Origin of the sequence: Microtetraspora niveoalba (assembly GCF_001570405.1) — a bacterium.
Lineage (GTDB): Bacteria > Actinomycetota > Actinomycetes > Streptosporangiales > Streptosporangiaceae > Microtetraspora > Microtetraspora niveoalba.
Genome location: NZ_BBYM01000011.1, coordinates 60,440 through 77,002, shown reverse-complemented (window position 1 = coordinate 77,002; position 16,563 = coordinate 60,440). Strand labels below are relative to the sequence as shown.

13 protein-coding genes are annotated in these 16,563 nt (G+C 71.4%); 10 read left to right on the top strand and 3 right to left on the bottom strand.

Annotated features, from left to right (window positions below):
* The first annotated feature begins 68 nt into the window (after positions 1–68).
* The 4 genes from icmA (at position 69) to AWQ70_RS11660 (ending at position 5,120) form a co-directional block, all read left to right on the top strand.
* On the top strand, positions 69–1,742 hold the full coding sequence (gene icmA / locus AWQ70_RS11675; protein WP_067174192.1) for a coenzyme B12-dependent isobutyryl-CoA mutase large subunit: 1,674 nt from the start codon (positions 69–71) through the stop codon (positions 1,740–1,742).
* 125 nt (positions 1,743–1,867) lie between these two features.
* The gene (locus tag AWQ70_RS11670; RefSeq protein ID WP_067174190.1) at positions 1,868–2,791 is read left to right on the top strand and encodes a tetratricopeptide repeat protein; all 924 of its coding nucleotides are present in this window, start codon (positions 1,868–1,870) and stop codon (positions 2,789–2,791) included.
* A gap of 246 nt (positions 2,792–3,037) precedes the next feature.
* On the top strand, positions 3,038–4,447 hold the full coding sequence (locus AWQ70_RS11665; RefSeq protein WP_067174187.1) for an NAD-dependent malic enzyme: 1,410 nt from the start codon (positions 3,038–3,040) through the stop codon (positions 4,445–4,447).
* Positions 4,448–4,541: 94 nt separating this feature from the next.
* Positions 4,542–5,120: a YqgE/AlgH family protein gene (locus AWQ70_RS11660; RefSeq protein WP_067174493.1), complete on the top strand. Its 579-nt coding sequence runs from the start codon at positions 4,542–4,544 to the stop codon at positions 5,118–5,120.
* Positions 5,121–5,242: 122 nt separating this feature from the next.
* Here AWQ70_RS11660 and AWQ70_RS11655 read toward each other — a convergent pair whose 3' ends face one another.
* Positions 5,243–6,619, bottom strand: a complete 1,377-nt coding sequence (locus tag AWQ70_RS11655; protein WP_067174183.1) for a cellulase family glycosylhydrolase — start codon at positions 6,617–6,619, stop codon at positions 5,243–5,245.
* A 446-nt stretch (positions 6,620–7,065) separates the two neighbouring features.
* Positions 7,066–7,674 (bottom strand): TetR family transcriptional regulator, encoded by a 609-nt coding sequence (locus AWQ70_RS11650; RefSeq protein WP_067174488.1) that lies wholly within the window; start codon positions 7,672–7,674, stop codon positions 7,066–7,068.
* 123 nt (positions 7,675–7,797) lie between these two features.
* Here AWQ70_RS11650 and AWQ70_RS11645 point away from each other — a divergent pair, with 123 nt between their 5' ends.
* The 5 genes from AWQ70_RS11645 to AWQ70_RS11620 all read left to right on the top strand — a co-directional run bounded on the left by AWQ70_RS11645 (position 7,798) and on the right by AWQ70_RS11620 (position 13,961).
* The gene (locus tag AWQ70_RS11645) at positions 7,798–9,363 is read left to right on the top strand and encodes a DHA2 family efflux MFS transporter permease subunit (protein WP_067174484.1); all 1,566 of its coding nucleotides are present in this window, start codon (positions 7,798–7,800) and stop codon (positions 9,361–9,363) included.
* Between the two features lie 79 nt (positions 9,364–9,442).
* Entirely contained in the window at positions 9,443–9,694 is a 252-nt protein-coding gene (locus AWQ70_RS11640; protein WP_067174182.1) for a DUF3039 domain-containing protein, read from the top strand.
* Positions 9,695–10,042: 348 nt separating this feature from the next.
* Positions 10,043–10,789, top strand: coding sequence for a zinc metalloprotease (locus AWQ70_RS11635; RefSeq protein WP_245646912.1), 747 nt, complete (start codon positions 10,043–10,045; stop codon positions 10,787–10,789).
* 344 nt (positions 10,790–11,133) lie between these two features.
* Complete coding sequence (locus AWQ70_RS11625; RefSeq protein WP_157530013.1) at positions 11,134–11,949, top strand: hypothetical protein; 816 nt, start codon at positions 11,134–11,136, stop codon at positions 11,947–11,949.
* 260 nt (positions 11,950–12,209) lie between these two features.
* Positions 12,210–13,961: a DEAD/DEAH box helicase gene (locus AWQ70_RS11620; protein ID WP_245646911.1), complete on the top strand. Its 1,752-nt coding sequence runs from the start codon at positions 12,210–12,212 to the stop codon at positions 13,959–13,961.
* 118 nt (positions 13,962–14,079) lie between these two features.
* Here the strand turns inward: AWQ70_RS11620 and AWQ70_RS11615 are convergent, their stop codons facing one another.
* Positions 14,080–14,883: an RNA polymerase sigma-70 factor gene (locus AWQ70_RS11615; protein WP_245646925.1), complete on the bottom strand. Its 804-nt coding sequence runs from the start codon at positions 14,881–14,883 to the stop codon at positions 14,080–14,082.
* 313 nt (positions 14,884–15,196) lie between these two features.
* Between AWQ70_RS11615 and AWQ70_RS11610 the strand changes: the two genes are divergently transcribed.
* Positions 15,197–16,537 carry an FAD-binding oxidoreductase gene (locus tag AWQ70_RS11610; protein WP_067174170.1) on the top strand — a complete coding sequence of 447 codons (1,341 nt, stop codon included), beginning with the start codon at positions 15,197–15,199 and terminating at the stop codon, positions 16,535–16,537.
* The last annotated feature ends 26 nt before the right edge of the window (positions 16,538–16,563 follow it).

Genomic DNA, 16,563 nt, shown 5'->3' with positions numbered 1-16,563 from the left:
CGGTGCTCTGGCGGGACTTACTAGGACGTCCTAGTATTTTTCCGAGGAGTGGACTCCGAGGAGCGGCCATGAACGCGGACGAGATCGAGGCCGGACGCGCCCGCTGGCAGGCGCGGTACGACGCGGCGACGGCGCGCGCCCCCCGCCGGGAGCACCGGACGTTGTCCGGGCTGGAGGTGGCGCCGGTCTACGGGCCGGAGGGCGAGGACCCGAGGTTCGAGCGCATCGGCTGGCCGGGGGAGTACCCCTACACCCGCGGCCTGTACGCGACCGGCTACCGCGGGCGTCCCTGGACGATCCGGCAGTTCGCCGGGTTCGGCAACGCGCGCCGGACCAACGAGCGGTACAAGATGATCCTCGGCGCCGGAGGGGGCGGCCTCTCCGTGGCGTTCGACATGCCGACGCTGATGGGACGCGACTCCGACGACCCGCGCGCCCTCGGCGAGGTGGGCCACTGCGGCGTCGCCGTCGACTCGGCGAGCGACATGGACGTGCTCTTCGACGGCATCCCGCTGGGCGAGGTGACCACCTCGATGACGATCAGCGGCCCCGCGGTGCCGGTCTTCTGCATGTACGTCGTCGCCGCCGAGCGCCAGGGCGTCCCCGCCGCGCGGCTCAACGGCACACTCCAGACCGACATCTTCAAGGAGTACATCGCCCAGAAGGAGTGGCTGTTCCCGCCGGAGCCGCACCTGCGCCTGATCGGCGACCTCATGGAGTACTGCGCCGCCGAGATCCCGGCGTACAAGCCGCTGTCGGTGTCCGGCTACCACATCAGGGAGGCCGGGGCCACGGCCGCGCAGGAGCTGGCCTTCACGCTCGCCGACGGCTTCGGCTACGTCGAGCTGGGACTGTCGCGCGGGCTCGACGTCGACGTCTTCGCCCCGGGGCTGTCGTTCTTCTTCGACGCGCACATCGACTTCTTCGAGGAGATCGCCAAGTTCCGCGCCGCCCGCCGCATCTGGGCCCGCTGGATGCGCGACGTGTACGGCGCCCGCACCGAGAAGGCCCGGTGGCTGCGGTTCCACACGCAGACGGCCGGAGTCTCGCTGACCGCGCAGCAGCCGGACAACAACATCGTCCGCACCGCGATCGAGGCGCTGGCCGCGGTCCTCGGCGGCACCAACTCGCTGCACACGAACGCGCTGGACGAGGTGCTCGCGCTGCCCTCCGAGAAGGCCGCCGAGATCGCGCTGCGCACCCAGCAGGTGATCATGGAGGAGACCGAGGTCGTCAACGTCGTCGACCCGCTGGGCGGCTCCTGGTACGTGGAGGCGCTCACCGACCGGCTGGAGGCCGAAGCCGAGACGATTTTCACGAAAATTCGTGACATGGGGGCCGACGGCACGATGACCTCCGGCATCCTGCGCGGCATCGAGGACGGCTGGTTCATGTCGGAGATCGCCGAGGCCGCCTTCGACTACCAGCGCAAGCTGGAGAAGGGCGAGAAGAAGATCGTCGGCGTGAACTGCCACACGTCCACGGTCGAGCAGCCGCTGGAGATCCTCCGCATCGGCCACGAGGTCGAGGTGGAGCAGCGCCGCGTCCTCGCCGGCCGCCGCGCAGTACGGGACGGGGCGGCCGTCGACCGCGCCCTCGCGGCGCTCGTCGCCGCCGCCCGGTCGGACCGGAACATGATCGCCCCCATGCTCGACGCCGTACGGGCCGAGGCCACGCTGGGCGAGATCTGCGACGCCCTCCGGGAGGAATGGGGCACCTACTCCGAACCCGCGCGCTTCTGACGGCACTCCCGCCCCCCGAATTCCGGCCCCGGCCGGCGCCGTTCCGCGCAGGGCGGACCCGCCGGGCCCCACAAGGGGGCACGGTTGGCACGGAACAGCGGCGCGCGTACGGCAGGATTGGACTTATGGCAGCGGACTTCACCCGACCTGGATCGCTCTACGGCGCCGTGGACCTCGGCGCGCGCAAGCAGGCCCTGGAAGCGCAGGCGCGGCGGGAGGCCGCCGCGCGTAACCCGGACGCGGCGGCGGCCAACGTCGTCGAGGTCACCGCGGCGACCTTCACCGCCGACGTCGTCGAGCGCTCGCTGAGCGTTCCCGTGATCGTCGAGGCCACCGTGCCGCGCGCGGAGCAGGTCCAGCAGTTCAGCCAGACCCTGGAGAAGCTCGCGGCGGAGGCGGGCGGCGCGTGGATCCTCGCCCGAGCGGACGTCGAGGCCAACCCCGAGCTGGCACAGGCACTGCGGATGCGCGCCGTGCCGACCGTCTACCTGGCCGTCCAGGGGCAGCTCATGCCCCTGTTCGAGGGCCCGCTCTCCGAGCCGCAGCTCCGCCAGGCGCTCAACCAGGTGTTCGAGCAGCTCGGCGTCGAGCTGGCCGCCCCGGCCCCCGGGGCCGAGGAGCCGGCGGAGCCGCCGCTCGACCCGGACCTGGCCGCCGCGGACGAGGCCGTCGAGAAGGGCGACCTGGACGCCGCCGCCGCGGCGTTCGAGCGGCTCCTCGCCCGGGAGCCCGGCAACCAGGAGGCCAAGATCGGTCTCGCCGGCGTCGGGCTGGTCCGCCGCACCCAGGATCTCGATCCGGCGGACGTGCTGGCCCGCGCGGCCGAGCAGCCCCGCGACGTCGGCGTCCAGACCCAGGCGGCCGACCTGGAGATGCTGGCCGGCGAGGTGGACGCGGCCTTCGACCGGCTCGTCGGCGTCGTACGGCGCACCGCCGGTGACGACCGGGACCGGGCCAGGCTCCACCTGCTCGGCCTGTTCGAGACGCTGCCCGCCGACGACCCCGCCGTCGCCAAGGGACGCCGCGGCCTGGCGAGCGCGCTGTTCTGACGGCCGTCCTGTGACAGGGCCGTTCCGGCAGGGCCGCTCTGACCGCACTCTCTGACCGCTCCGACGGCGGTGCTTTCACGGTCGCCCGCCGTGGTGTTCCGGCACACTCCCGTTTCCCGGGGAGCGGATGCATCGCGGCGGGCGCTGTAATGTGTGGACACTGGTGCGTCCCCGGCGCCGTCACAACAGCGTCACGGTCTCCGGAGACGCATGCGCAGACAGCCATGACAACAGGAGCGGATTCACGTGGCCACCGTGCCGAGCGTCTCGTACTCGATCACCGTTCGTCTTGAGGTGCCGGCGGGTGGCAAGGCCGTCAGCCTTCTCACCCACGCGGTGGAGAGCGCCGGCGGCGTGATCACCGCACTCGACGTCACCACGGCGGGCCACGAGAAGCTCCGCATCGACGTCACCTGTGCCGCGAGGGACACCGACCACGCGCAGGCCCTCGTCGACGCCCTCGGCACGGTCGAGGGCGTCGCCATTCACAAGGTGTCCGACCGGACCTTCCTCATGCACCTCGGCGGCAAGATCGAGATGCAGTCGAAGGTCCCGCTGCGCAACCGCGACGAGCTCTCCATGGCGTACACGCCGGGTGTGGCGCGGGTCAGCATGGCCATCGCGCGCAACCCCGAGGACGCGCGCCGGCTCACCATCAAGCGCAACTCGGTGGCCGTGGTCACCGACGGGTCGGCCGTCCTCGGCCTCGGCAACATCGGCCCGGCCGCCGCGCTGCCCGTGATGGAGGGCAAGGCGGCGCTGTTCAAGCGGTTCGCGGGCATCGACGCCTGGCCGATCTGCCTCGACACGCAGGACGTCGACGAGATCGTGCGCACGGTCCAGGTGCTCGCCCCCGGGTTCGGCGGCATCAACCTGGAGGACATCTCCGCGCCGCGCTGCTTCGAGGTGGAGCGGCGGCTGCGCGAGCTCCTGGACATCCCGGTCTTCCACGACGACCAGCACGGCACCGCGATCTGCGTGCTCGCCGCGCTGACGAACGCGCTCAAGGTCGTGGGCAAGGAGATCTCCGACGTCCGCGTCACGCTCGCCGGCGCGGGGGCGGCCGGTACGGCGGTCCTGCGCCTGCTGCTCGCCGGCGGCGTGCGCCACGTGGTGGTCTGCGACTACCTCGGCGCCGTCCACAAGGGGCGCGACGACCTGGACGAGTCGCTGCGCTGGATCGCCGAGCACACCAACGCCGAGGGATACAGCGGCGACCTGCGCGGCGCGGTCAAGGGCGCGGACGTCTTCATCGGCGTGTCCGCCCCGGGCATCCTCGACGGCGACGACATCGCCTCCATGGCGGAGGGCTCCGTGGTCTTCGCGCTCGCCAACCCCGAGCCGGAGGTCTCGCCCGACGATGCCAGGGAGCACGCCGCCGTCGTGGCGACCGGCCGGTCCGACTACCCGAACCAGATCAACAACGTGCTGGCCTTCCCCGGCGTCTTCCGCGGCCTGCTCGACGCCCAGGCCAACGTGGTCACCCCGGAGATGCTGCTGGCCGCCGCGCGCGCCCTCGCCGCCGTCGTGACCGACGAGGAGCTCGGCCCGAACTACATCATCCCCAGCGTCTTCCACCCCGACGTCGCGGGCGCGGTCGCGGCCGCCGTACGGGAGTCGGCGGGCGGTCGGGCCCGCGGTTTCACGGAGGCGTGACCGGCTCCCGGCGGGCGCACGATCCGCCGGGAAGACGAAGTCGATGCCCGGGGCGGCGTGCGTGATTCCCGCCTTCTCCCTCATGATGGAGGGTATGGCGGAAGGGATCTACGTCGGCCGGCTGCTCGTCGCGACGCCACTGCTGGAGGACCCCAACTTCCGGCGCAGCGTCGTTCTCGTCCTCGAGCACGACGAGGGCGGCGGCTCGCTCGGCGTCGTGCTCAACCGCCCGAGCGAGATCTCGGTGACGCAGGTGCTCCCTTCCTGGGACCCGCTGGTGACCGGCCCCTCCGTGCTCTTCGAGGGCGGCCCGGTGCAGACCGACAGCGCGCTGGCGCTCGCCGCGGTGCAGAGCGGCGGCGAGCCCCTCGGCTGGCGGAGGCTGCAGTCGGCCCGGTCGGCCGCGTACCGGCTGGGCACCGTCGACCTCGACGCGCCGCCCGAGATCCTCGCCGGAGAGATCTCGCAGATGCGCATCTTCGCCGGGTACGCGGGCTGGACGGCCGGCCAGCTTCGCAACGAGGTCGCGGAGGGCGCCTGGTACGTCGTGGACTCCGAGCCGGGCGACACCTTCCACTCCGACCCGGCGACGCTCTGGCGCGCCGTGCTGCGCCGCCAGCAGGGGGAGTTGTCGTTCGTGGCGACCTATCCCGACGATCCCGAGCTCAACTGACGTAGCGCCGTGGAAACCCACCCGGTGGGCGGTCGGGCACGGAACGGCCGGGCGCGCGGGGTTGTCGTGTGGAGGGGCCGGGCGCGCGGGGAGCGCGCCCGGCGGTCGCGTCGTTTCCCGGTTCAGGCGGCGGCGCAGGTGACGGACGGCACGCCGTTGGCGCCGTTCCACGACCCGAGGAACCCGAACGCGGTGGTGGCGCCCGCGCCCAGGCCGCCGTTGTAGCTCACGTTCGTCGCGGTGACGCTCGACCCGCTCGTCGTGATCGCCGCGTTCCAGGACTGCGTCACGGCCTGCCCGTCGGCGTAGGTCCATTTCACCGTCCATCCGCTGATCGTGGCGCCGCCCGCGGTGACCGTGACGTCGGCCTGGAAGCCGCCCGGCCACTGCCCGGTCACGGTGTACGTCGCGGAGCACGACTTCGGGCCGCCGCTCGGCGAGGTCGACGGGCTCGGGGACGCCGACGGGCTGGGGGACGTGGACGGGCTCGCCGAAGGGGAGGGGCTGGGCGAGGAGCCGCCGTAGATCGTGGCCTCCTTGGCCGTCGCCGCGATGCCGTTCGCCCCGTTGAACAGGCGCCGCCCCCACGAGGTGAGCCGGGTGGCGTCGAAGTCGGTCACCTGGTCGAGATACTCGACACCGCCGCCGTTGCCGCTCCACGACCAGCCGAGGTAGCCGATGCCGCGCGCCTGCGCCTGGGCCATGATGGTGTCCTCGTCGGGGTCGCCGTCGGAGTGCATGTCGCCGAACTCGCCGATCACCAGGGGCAGCCCGGCCGTCTGGAACGCCTGCAGGTACGCGGTGATCTCCGCCGCCGTGTCGAAGACGCCGTACATGTGGATCGAGAAGACGGTGTTCCGCTGCGGGTCGGCGGCGAAGACGGTCGCCGCGGTGTCCCGCATGACGAAGCCCCAGTCCTGACCCCAGTTCGGCGCGTCGACCATGAGCATGTGCTGGAAGCCGGCCGCGCGCATCCGGCTGATGGCGTTCGACGTCGCGGCGGTCCAGGCGGAGGCGTTGTTGTTGCCGTACGGTTCGTTTCCGATGTTGATGACGACGTGGTTCTCCTGGCCGGTCAGGACGCTCTTGAGGCCGATCCAGTAGTCGACGGCCTGGTCGAGCGTGTAGGCGCCGCTCTGCTCGCCGTACCCGGTGGTGTCGTGGTTCTCCAGGACGCAGATCAGCCGGTTCTGCCTGCAGAGGGTGATGACGCCGGAGACGTCGCTCGCGCTGTTGGGCGTCCACCGGCCGCCGCTCAGGACCACCCGGACGGTGTTCGCGCCGAGCGACTTGATGCCGGCGAAGGAACCGGTCCGGCTGGGATACCACGTGTGGGCGTGACTGGTCCCGCGCATGATGAACTGGCTGCCGTTGGCCTCGTAGATCTTCCCGCCGCCCACCCGGAGGCCCGCCGCGGCCTGCGCGGGCGAGGTGAAGGAGAGCAGGGAGACGAGGAGAGCGGCCAGCGCGATGGCCGCGGCGGCGAATCGTGTGTTCATGACCCACCTTCGGTCGTGTGGAATGGGAGCGCTCCCAGGACGATAGGCGTGGCCGCTCGCCCCGTACAGGCGACAGTGGGGCGGGAGGGCGGGGCGAGGGGGCTGACCGGCGGGATCGGGTCGCGCGCCGGATGAACCGTACATTGATCGAATCCGGCGCGGAGGCCGGGCGGGCCGGCGGAAGGCCGTGCGTGGACGATCACCACGGCGTCGTTGACCGCTTCCGCGGCCACGAGCCGGTGGTGCGGCCGTCCGGCCGGCCCCCTGGGGAACATGCGCGGAGGTCAGGGGACGGCGGCGCGTGGACGGCGGCTCCTGGGGGTGGAACGGCGGTGCTGGGTGGGCGGTGATGTGTGGACGCCGTCCGCGGCGGTGGGGGACAGCCTGTTCGCTCGGCGGTGGCGACCGGGCCCCGCGGGTGGTGTCTCGGGCGCGGGGCCGGTCGCTCAGCGGTCCCAGCCGGGGCGCAGGCACTCCTCGGCGATGGCGAGGATGCGCTCCATGCGCTCGGACAGGGGGGCGAGATCGGGGGAGCCGTGTTCGAAGCAGACCCGGAGGAGCGTGTTGAGGATCGACACCACGAACTGCGTCCGCAGGTCGTCCGTGTCGGTGCCGCGGCGGCGGGCGACCTCCTCGGTGAGCTGCCGGTCGCCCTTGTTGATCATGCACATCAGCCCGGCGGCGAGCGAGGGGGTCGCGTCGATGAGCCGTCGCACCTTGGCGAGACGCTGTGCGTCGTCGGGGTCTCCTTCGCGCAGAGCGGCCAGTGTGACGCGCATCGCCTGGGTCACGGCCTGGTACGGTGACTCCTCCCCAGGCCTGGAACACAGCGCCCTCAGGAAGATCTCCTGACCGTCCCGGCAGGTTGAGAGCGCGACCTCCTCCTTCGAGGCGAAGTAGCGGAAGAAGGTCCGGGGCGAGACGTCCACGGCGGCGGCGACCTGGTCGACCGTCGTTATGTCGTACCCCTGTGTTAGGAACAGGTCGAGGGCGGCGTCGATCAGCGCGATCCGGGTCTTTCGCTTCTTGCGTTCCCGTAGACCAATGGTTGTCATCTTCACGAAACCCTCGCTTCATACTCTGCCAGATGGCACCGTATGCCGGAAAAAAGAGTTTGTCATCTGTCATGAGGTGACATAAGTTACTCCGGTTGTCTTCTCTGAATGGGGGATCCGATCATGGCTCAGGCGTTAGCCGTACACTCTGACGCGCCCGCGGGGCGCGGCAAAGGCCACCCGTGGATGACGCTGCTCGCGGTTTCGCTGGGCGTCATCATGGTGATGCTCGACGGCACCGTGGTCGCGATCGCGAACCCCGTGATCCAGGTGGAGCTGAAGGCGTCCCTGGCCGACCTCCAGTGGGTCACCAGCGGTTATCTGCTCGCGCTGGCGGTGTTCCTCATCACCGCGGGAAAGTTGGGCGACCTCTTCGGCCACAAGCGGATCTTCCTCATCGGAGTGGCCGGCTTCGCGTTGACGTCCCTCGCCATCGGTCTCAGCGGCACGGTGGGCGCGCTGATCGCGCTCCGTGTGCTGCAGGGCCTGTTCGGCGCGATGCTGCAGCCCGCCGCGCTGGCGCTGCTGCGCTCCGCCTTCCCGGGTGACAAGCTCAACATGGCGATGGGCGCGTGGGGGGCGATCATCGGTCTGTCCAGCGCGGGCGGTCCCATCATCGGCGGCCTGCTCGTCGAGAACGTGAGCTGGCAGTCGGTCTTCTTCATCAACGTCCCCGTGGGCGCGGTCGCTCTCGCGGTCGGCGTGTGGGTCCTGAAGGAGAGCCGCGCGCAGATGTTGTCGCGGATCGACTGGCTGGGCGTCGTGCTGCTCTCCGGCACGATGTTCTCCCTGGTGTGGGCCATCATCAAGGCGCCCGACTGGGGCTGGGGCGACGGCAAGACGATCGCGTTCATCGCCGCCACCGTGGTGATCGGCGGGATCTTCCTGTTCTGGCAGTCCCGGGTGAGCGAGCCGCTGCTGCCGCTCAGCCTCTTCAGGAACTCCTCGGTCTCCATCGGCACCGGCCTGATGATCCTGGTCGCGTTCTCGATGTTCGGCGCGATGTTCTTCCTCACGTTCTTCTTCCAGGGCGTGCACGGGTTGTCCCCGATGGACTCCGGCCTCCGCATGTTGCCGATGAGCGCGGGCATGATCGTCGCTTCGCCGCTCGCCGGCGTCCTCATCGGAAAGCTCGGCCCCAAGATCACCATCGCGGGCGGCATGCTGGTGACCGCGTTGGCGATGTTCCTGATGTCCCGACTGAGCGTGGAGGCGGCGTTCATCGACAGCGCGATCCCGTTCGTCCTGCTCGCGTTCGGCCTCTCGCCGGTCTTCGTCGGGGCGACGGAGATCATCGTGGGCAACGCTCCCGAGGACCTCAGCGGTGTCGCGGGCGGCGTGCAGCAGTCCGCCATGCAGGTCGGCGGCGCGCTGGGCACCGCGATCCTGGGCGCCATCGTGTCCGCCAAGGTGGGAGAGGTGCTGCCCGGCCACATCGGTCAGGCCGCCGCGGCCATCCCCGCCGAGCAGATGGAGGGGCTCAAGGGGCTCGCCGCCGTGGGCATGGCACCTCCGGGGCTCCCCGAGCCGATGGGCAGTGTGATCACCAAGGCCGCGCACCTGTCCTTCATGGACGGCCTGCACCTCGGCTTCACCGTCAGCACGGGCGTCGCCGTCCTGGCCGCGCTGCTCGCCCTCTTCGTGAAGGCGGGTCGCAAGACCGAAGGCGCTCCCGTCCACATGGGCTGACCGCCGTGCGCTCCGCCGGTCCGCCCCGCTGTGGGCGGATCGGCGGAGCGATTTCTTTCGGCGCGTAAAATCGGTACTCGTGAGCGGTACGAAGATTCTTCCCGAGAGCGATGTCACTCCGAGGCTCTCGCACGGGGACGGCGACCACGAGCGGTTCTCGCACTACGCCGACAAGAACAAGATCACCCAAAGCATGGTGACCGGCACACCGGTCCGCGCTCTGTGCGGCAAGGTATGGGTGCCCAGCCGGGATCCGAAGAAGTACCCGGTCTGCCCCGAATGCAAGGAGATCTACGAGGGGCTGCCCAAGGGAGAGCCCGCGGGCGAGTGAGTGTCGATCCGGGATGACCGCTCCCGGTACGGCTAGCGTCAGCTCTCTGTCTGACCAGTCGTATCGGGGGAGCGAATGGCCCGGCGCGTGCTCGCCGTCTCTTTGGCATGTCTGTTCACGGTGTGCGGGTTTCCCGCCGAGAGCCGAGCCGGGTCCACCGAGGCTGGGGCTGAGAGCCGGGCCGCAGCCGGGACCCGGGCCGAGAGCCGGACCGGAGCCGTCGGCGTCCGAGCCGGGAGCCGCGCCGGAGCCGCCGGGGCTCGGGACGAATGCCGGGCCGGGCCGCACACTCGTCCGCCGGCGCGACTGGCCGAGCCGCGCGCCCCGGGTGCCGGTCAGATCCGCCGGATGTCCGCCGATCTGCGACGTCGCTTCGCGTCGCGCGTTGAGGCGGGGCGGGACAGGCACGGCCGGAAGGCCGTCGAGACCGTCATCGTGCCGCTGTGGGTGCACGTCATCAAAGACGGCGCGCTCGGTGCGCCCGACGCGGCCGTACGGCAGCAGGTGGCCGCCCTCAACGCCGCCTACGGCGGCAAGGTCGGCGGCGCCGACACCGGCTTCCGTTTCGAGCTCAAGGGCATCACTCACACCGCCAACTCGGAGTGGTTCCGCGATCCCGTGGCGAACGAGGAGCCGATGAAGCGCAAGCTTCGGACGGGCGGCCCGGAGACGCTGAACCTCTATCTCGCCCAGCTCAGCCAGTTGGTCCTCGGCTATGCCACATATCCGTACTGGTACAAGGACGAGCCGCAGCTCGACGGCGTGGTGATCGACTGGCGCAGCATGCCCGGAGGGCCGCTGGTCAACTTCAACCGAGGATTCACCGCCGTTCACGAGATCGGCCACTGGTTCGGGCTGGTGCACACCTTCGAGAACGGCTGCGAGGCGCCGGGCGACTTCGTGGACGACACGCCCCCCGAGGCGTCGCCGAGCTCCGGCTGTCCCGGGCGCAGGGACTCGTGCCCGGCGCCCGGCGACGACCCCGTCCGCAACTTCATGGACTACGGGTACGACCGGTGCATGTCGGAGTTCACCGCCGGTCAGGCCGCCCGGATGCACGAGATGTGGGACACCTACCGCCGGTCGGGGGCGTGAGCCTCCGGCAGTGTGGAACAGCGGCGCTTCAAGGCACGGCGGCGCTCCGAGCCAGGGCGGTGCTTCAAGCCACGGCGGCGCTCCGGGCCAGGGCGGCGCTCCAGGGCGCGGTGGCGCTTCAGTCACGGCGGCGCTTCGAGCCAGGGCGGCGGCGGCGCTCCGGGCCAAGGCGGAGCTCCAGGGCGTGTCGGCGTTGTACTCGGGCGGCCTGGCCTGGCGAAGAATGTCGGGACTCCCGTTGACGGGCCGCCGTAGCCGTGAGTAACTCCTGTTGACTTCCCGCCGAGGGATGCCGACCCGCGAAATCCACCGCTCAGCGCTCGTGCCGTGGTTCAGGAGGCGTCGTGGACGAGGAATGGACGCGTCGAGTATGGCCGCCGTCCGACCCGGACGACGCGGCCGGAGTCGACGGGAAACGCGGCGACGCGCTTCGCGGTGACGACGCCGAGCGCGGCTCCGGTCACGATGCCGCCTTCTCCGGGCGTGCCGACCCCTTCCGCCGAGGTGTTCATCCTTATGCCGACGCCGACGGTCATCCCGGCGAGAGCCTGCCGCCGTCGGCCCACCGGTACGGCACCCCGGCGTCGCCGCCGCGCCGGATGCCCCGGTGGATGGTGCGCCTCCTCGTCGGCACCGTGGTCTCGGCCGCGGCCGGCCTGGTGGTCGGCGTGCTGGTCGTGACGGTCATCGGCGGCGGCACGGAGCGGGCCCCCACCGGCACGGTCGTCGACCCGCTCGCCCGTGTCGCGTACGACCTCCCTCCCGGATGGCGGGAGGGCCTCGTCGCGCCGGTGACGGGCTTCACGTCGGTGGCCGTGGAGGACGGGCGGGCCACCGTGATGGCCCGGCGCGGCGAGCGCGCCGACCCGGCGGACCCGCGACCGGCGGTGGTCTCCCTGAGCGAGATGTACGGGCGGCTGCTGCTGCGCGGCGACAAGATCGATGTCGTGGACGACAGGGCGGTGAGGGCCGGGTCCCGCCGCGGCTACACGCGGGCGCTGCGCGCCGAGTACCGGGACGCCGTGAACCGGCCGGCCTTCCTGCGCGTGACGCTGCTCCTCGACGCCGAGGGCACGAGCACGGTGCTCCTGGGGCTCGCCCACCCGGACGAACCCGCCGCCCGCGCGGACATCGACGCCGTGATGGCCGCCGTCCGCTGACATCTCCGCCTTCCGGTGCGTCGTACGCCCCCGGGCGACCCGGGGGAGCGGAAACCCGGCTTGCCGGCCGCCGCCGAGGGCGCGGGGCGGTTGTGACACATGTCTCAGCGCGTACGGCCCGCCGTAGCACAGCGGGGTGATCCCCGCCAGGATCTCGGGCGGTCGGCACGTCTTGTCGGTCGGGCGGGCTACTCTGAGGTCACTGTGAGGGAGCGAACCGATAGATACAGCATTGTCCCAACGGGATGGGGGAGGCGTCGTTGAGCGTATCCGCCGCATCGCATCTGTCGCCTTCCTATCCCGACCGAGCCGCCTGGGGCACCGCGCCCAAGTTGCGCGCGTGGCAGCAGGAGGCGTTCGACCTTTACTTCCAGCGTGAGCCGAGGGACTTCCTCACCGTCGCGACCCCGGGCGCGGGCAAGACCACGTACGCGCTGCGGATCGCCAGCGAGCTGCTGTCCAAGGGCGTCGTCAAGGCCGTGACCATCGTGACGCCCACCGAGCACCTCAAGCGGCAGTGGGCGGACGCGGCAAGCCGGGTCGGCATCGCCATCGATCCCGAGTTCAAGAACAGCCAGGGCGCCACCTCGCGCGACTACACCGGCGTGGCGATCACGTACGCCCAGGTCTCGATGCACCCGGCGTTGCACCGGGCGCGCACGGAGGCCCGCAAGACGCTGGTGATCTTCGACGAGATCCACCACGCGGGCGACGCGAAGTCGTGGGGCGACGGCGTCCGGGAGGCGTTCGAGCCGGCCGCCAGGCGGCTGGCGCTGACGGGCACGCCGTTCCGCTCGGATGACAGCCCGATCCCTTTCGTCACCTACGTCGAAGACGGCGACGGGGCCCTGCGCAGCGCCTCCGACTACTCCTACGGGTACGGTCCGGCGCTGGCCGACGGCGTCGTCCGTCCGGTGATCTTCCTGGCGTACTCGGGCGAGATGAAGTGGCGGACGCGGGCGGGCGACGAGATCGCCGCCACCCTCGGCACCCCGCTCACCAAGGACCAGCTCTCCCAGGCGTGGCGGGCCGCGCTCGACCCGAAGGGCGACTGGATCCGCCAGGTCATCCACGCGGCCGACCGGCGGCTGACCGAGGTGCGCCGGGGCGTCCCCGACGCCGGGGGCCTCGTCATCGCCTCCGACCACGAGTCGGCCCGCGCGTACGCCCGGCACATCAGGACGGTGAGCGGCGAGGGCGCGACGGTCGTCCTCTCCGACGATCCCGGGGCGTCCCAGAAGATCAAGGACTTCTCCGCGTCGCAGGCGCGATGGCTGGTCGCGGTCCGCATGGTGTCCGAGGGTGTGGACATCCCGAGGCTCGCCGTCGGCGTCTACGCCACCAGCACCTCCACGCCGCTGTTCTTCGCGCAGGCGGTCGGGCGTTTCGTCCGGGCCCGCAAGCGGGGGGAGATGGCGTCCGTCTTCCTGCCGTCCGTGCCGGTCCTCATGGGGCTCGCCGCCGAGATGGAGGAGGAACGCGACCACGTCCTCGGCCGATCGCAGCCGGAGGACGGGCTGGACGACTCCCTGCTCGAACGTGTGCAGCAGGAGCGCAAGCAGCCGGACGCGCTCGGGGACGAGCTGCCGTTCCAGACGCTGGAGGCGTCGGCGACCTTCGACCGGGTGCTGTTCGACGGCGGCGAGTTCGGCACCTCCGCCGCGCCCGGCTCCCCGGAGGAGGAGGACTTCATCGGCCTTCCCGGGCTGCTGGAGCCCCACCAGGTGGCGTCCCTGCTGCGCCGGCGGCAGGCCGACCAGCAGGCCTCCAAACGGCGGAAGAGCACCGACGAGCCGGCGCCCGCCCTCGCCCCGCACGAGCAGATCCACGAGCTGCGCAAGGAGCTCAACGGCCTGGTCGGCGCGTGGAACCACCGCACCGGGCAGCCGCACGGCGTCATCCACGCCGAGCTGCGCCGCTCGTGCGGCGGTCCCGCCATCGCTCAGGCGTCGGCCGAGCAGATCAAGGAACGCATCGCCATGATCAGAAAGTGGGCCACCCAGCGCCGCTGACTCCGGGCCGTCCCCTTTCGCGGGACCGGGTACGGGAGGCAGGCGGTGGGACGCCGTGGGCGCCGCGGGGCGGGCGGCCGGCCCGCCCCAGTGCCGACGTGCCGGCGGAGCCCAGGGCTCAGCGGCTCACAATGGTCTCCCGCTCCATGTACGACAGCTTCTCGGGATTGCGCACGGCGTAGAGCCCGGTGATGAGGCCGTCGTCGATGCGCACCGTGATGACGGTGTCGATGTCGCCGTCCAGCCGGACGATCAGTGCCGGGTGGCCGTTGACCTGGGCCGGCCGCAGCGTCGCCTCGGGGGCGATCCTGCGCAGCACGTCGGCCACCCGGCCGGCTCCCACGACGGGAGTCGGCGCGGCCTGCCTGACTCCGCCGCCGTCGCTCAGGAGGACGACGTCCGGCGCGAGGATGTCGAGCAGACGTTGCAGCTCGCCCGTTTCGACCGCCCGCCGGAACGCCGCGAGCGCGTCGCGGGTCTGGGCCGGGGAGACGACGCCGCGCGGTCGGCGCGCGGCGACGTTCGACCGCGCCCGGTGGGCGATCTGGCGGACCGCGGCCTGGCTCTTGCCGACCGCGTCGGCGATCTCGTCGTAGTCGACATCGAACACCTCGCGCAGCACGAACACCGCCCGCTCGGTCGGCGTGAGCGTCTCCAGCACCAGGAGCATCGCCGTCGAGACGCTGTCGGCCAGCTCGACGTCCTCGGCCACGTCGGGCGCGGTGAGCAGCGGCTCGGGCAACCAGGGGCCGACGTAGGACTCCTTGCGCCGGCCGAGTGTGCGCAGCCGCATGAGGGCCTGCCGGGTGGTGATCTTGACCAGGTACGCGCGCCGGTCCAGCACCGTGCCGAGATCGACGCCCGCCCACCGCAGCCAGGTCTCCTGCAGGACGTCCTCGGCGTCGGCGGCGGAGCCGAGCATCTCGTAGGCGACGGTGAACAGCAGGTTGCGGTGGGCGACGAACGCCTCGGTGGTCAGGTCCGCGGCGGAGCCCGTGCGGTCGCTTCGGGCGAGCGGCTCGGCTGTGTCCGTCGTCGGCTCGCCGCGCTCGTTCATGGCCGGCTCCCGCCTGCTCGTTATCGACCCTGTCACACGCATAAGATGCCGGTCCCGGCCGCCGTGTGACATCCGCGATCCATGACGCACGTCACATGACCGTGCTGTCACAGGGGTCGGGTCGCCGGCATCTCGTGTTCGTTCGGCCAACACTCCCGTGTGGAAGGAACGTCACGTCATGAGCTCAGCGCTTGAAACCCTTCGCCGCGACTTCGGCGGCGACATCATCGAACCGGGCGGAGCGGAGTACGAGTCGGCCAGGCGCTCGGTACTGGCTTCGGGCAGCCCGGCCTGCGTTCTGCGGCCCGAGAGCGTCGAGGACGTGCGAGCGGCTGTCAGGTTCGCCGCCGGCGCGGCGCTTCCGCTGTCCGTACGAGGCGGCGGCCACGGCTTCGCTGGCTTCGGCACCAACGACGGCGGCGTCGTGATCGACCTCGGCGGGCTCGCGAGCGTGGAGATCACCGACAAGGAACGTCACCTCGTGCGGATCGGCGGCGGCGCCACCTGGGGTCAGGTCGCGGCCGCCCTGGCCCCGCACGGCCTGGCGATCTCTTCGGGCGACACCAAGGGCGTGGGCGTCGGCGGGCTGACCCTGAGCGGCGGCATCGGCTGGAAGGTCAGGAAGTACGGCCTCGCGTCGGACAACGTGGTCGCCGCCGAGGTGGTCACCGCCGACGGAGAGGTCGTGCGTGCGGGCACGGACGAGAACCCGGATCTGTTCTGGGCGATTCGCGGAGGCGGCGGCAATTTCGGGATCGTGACCGCCTTCGAGTTCGCGGCACACCCGACGACGGACGTCTTCCACGGCACGATCGCCTTCCCGGCGTCGGAGGCGGCCGGCGTGCTCCAGGGATGGGCGGACCACCTCCGCACCGCCCCCGAAGAGCTCACATCCATCGCGAGCTTCGCCAATCCCTTCGCCGGCGGACCCGAAGCGCCGGTCGAGATCCAGGTCGCCTTCGACGGCGATGATCCGGAGCTCGCGGCCCGGGCCGTCGATCCGGTCCGCCGGCTCGGCACGGTGATCGCCGACGATGTCGCGCTGAAGCCCTACGCGGACACCCTCGTGGAGGGCCTGACCCCGCCGCCCGGCATCCGGCTCGTGACCCGGAGCGCGTTCGCCGACAGGGAATCGGTGCCCGACGTCCTCCGGATCCTGGTCGAGGCATCGGCGTCGGAGGGGGCACCGTTCATCGCCGTTCGCAGCGTCGGCGGCGCGGTGTCCCGAGTCCCCGGCGACGCCACCGCCTACGCGCATCGTCAGGCGGAGCTGATGTTCGTGACCACCGTCGCGGGTCCGGAGCCGGTCGTCGAGGCCGCTCGTCCGGCTCTGGACGCGATCTGGGCGAGGCTCGCACCTCACGTCGGCGGCGCCTACGCGAACTTCCTCGCCTCCGCCACCGAGGAGGACGTCGCCGCGATCTATCCCACGCGGACCTATGAGCGGCTCGCGGCGGTGAAGCGCCAGTACGACCCCGGCAACCTGTTCGCCCACAACCACAACATCCGGCCGAGGTAGGCCGTGGGGACAGGCCCGGCCCGTTC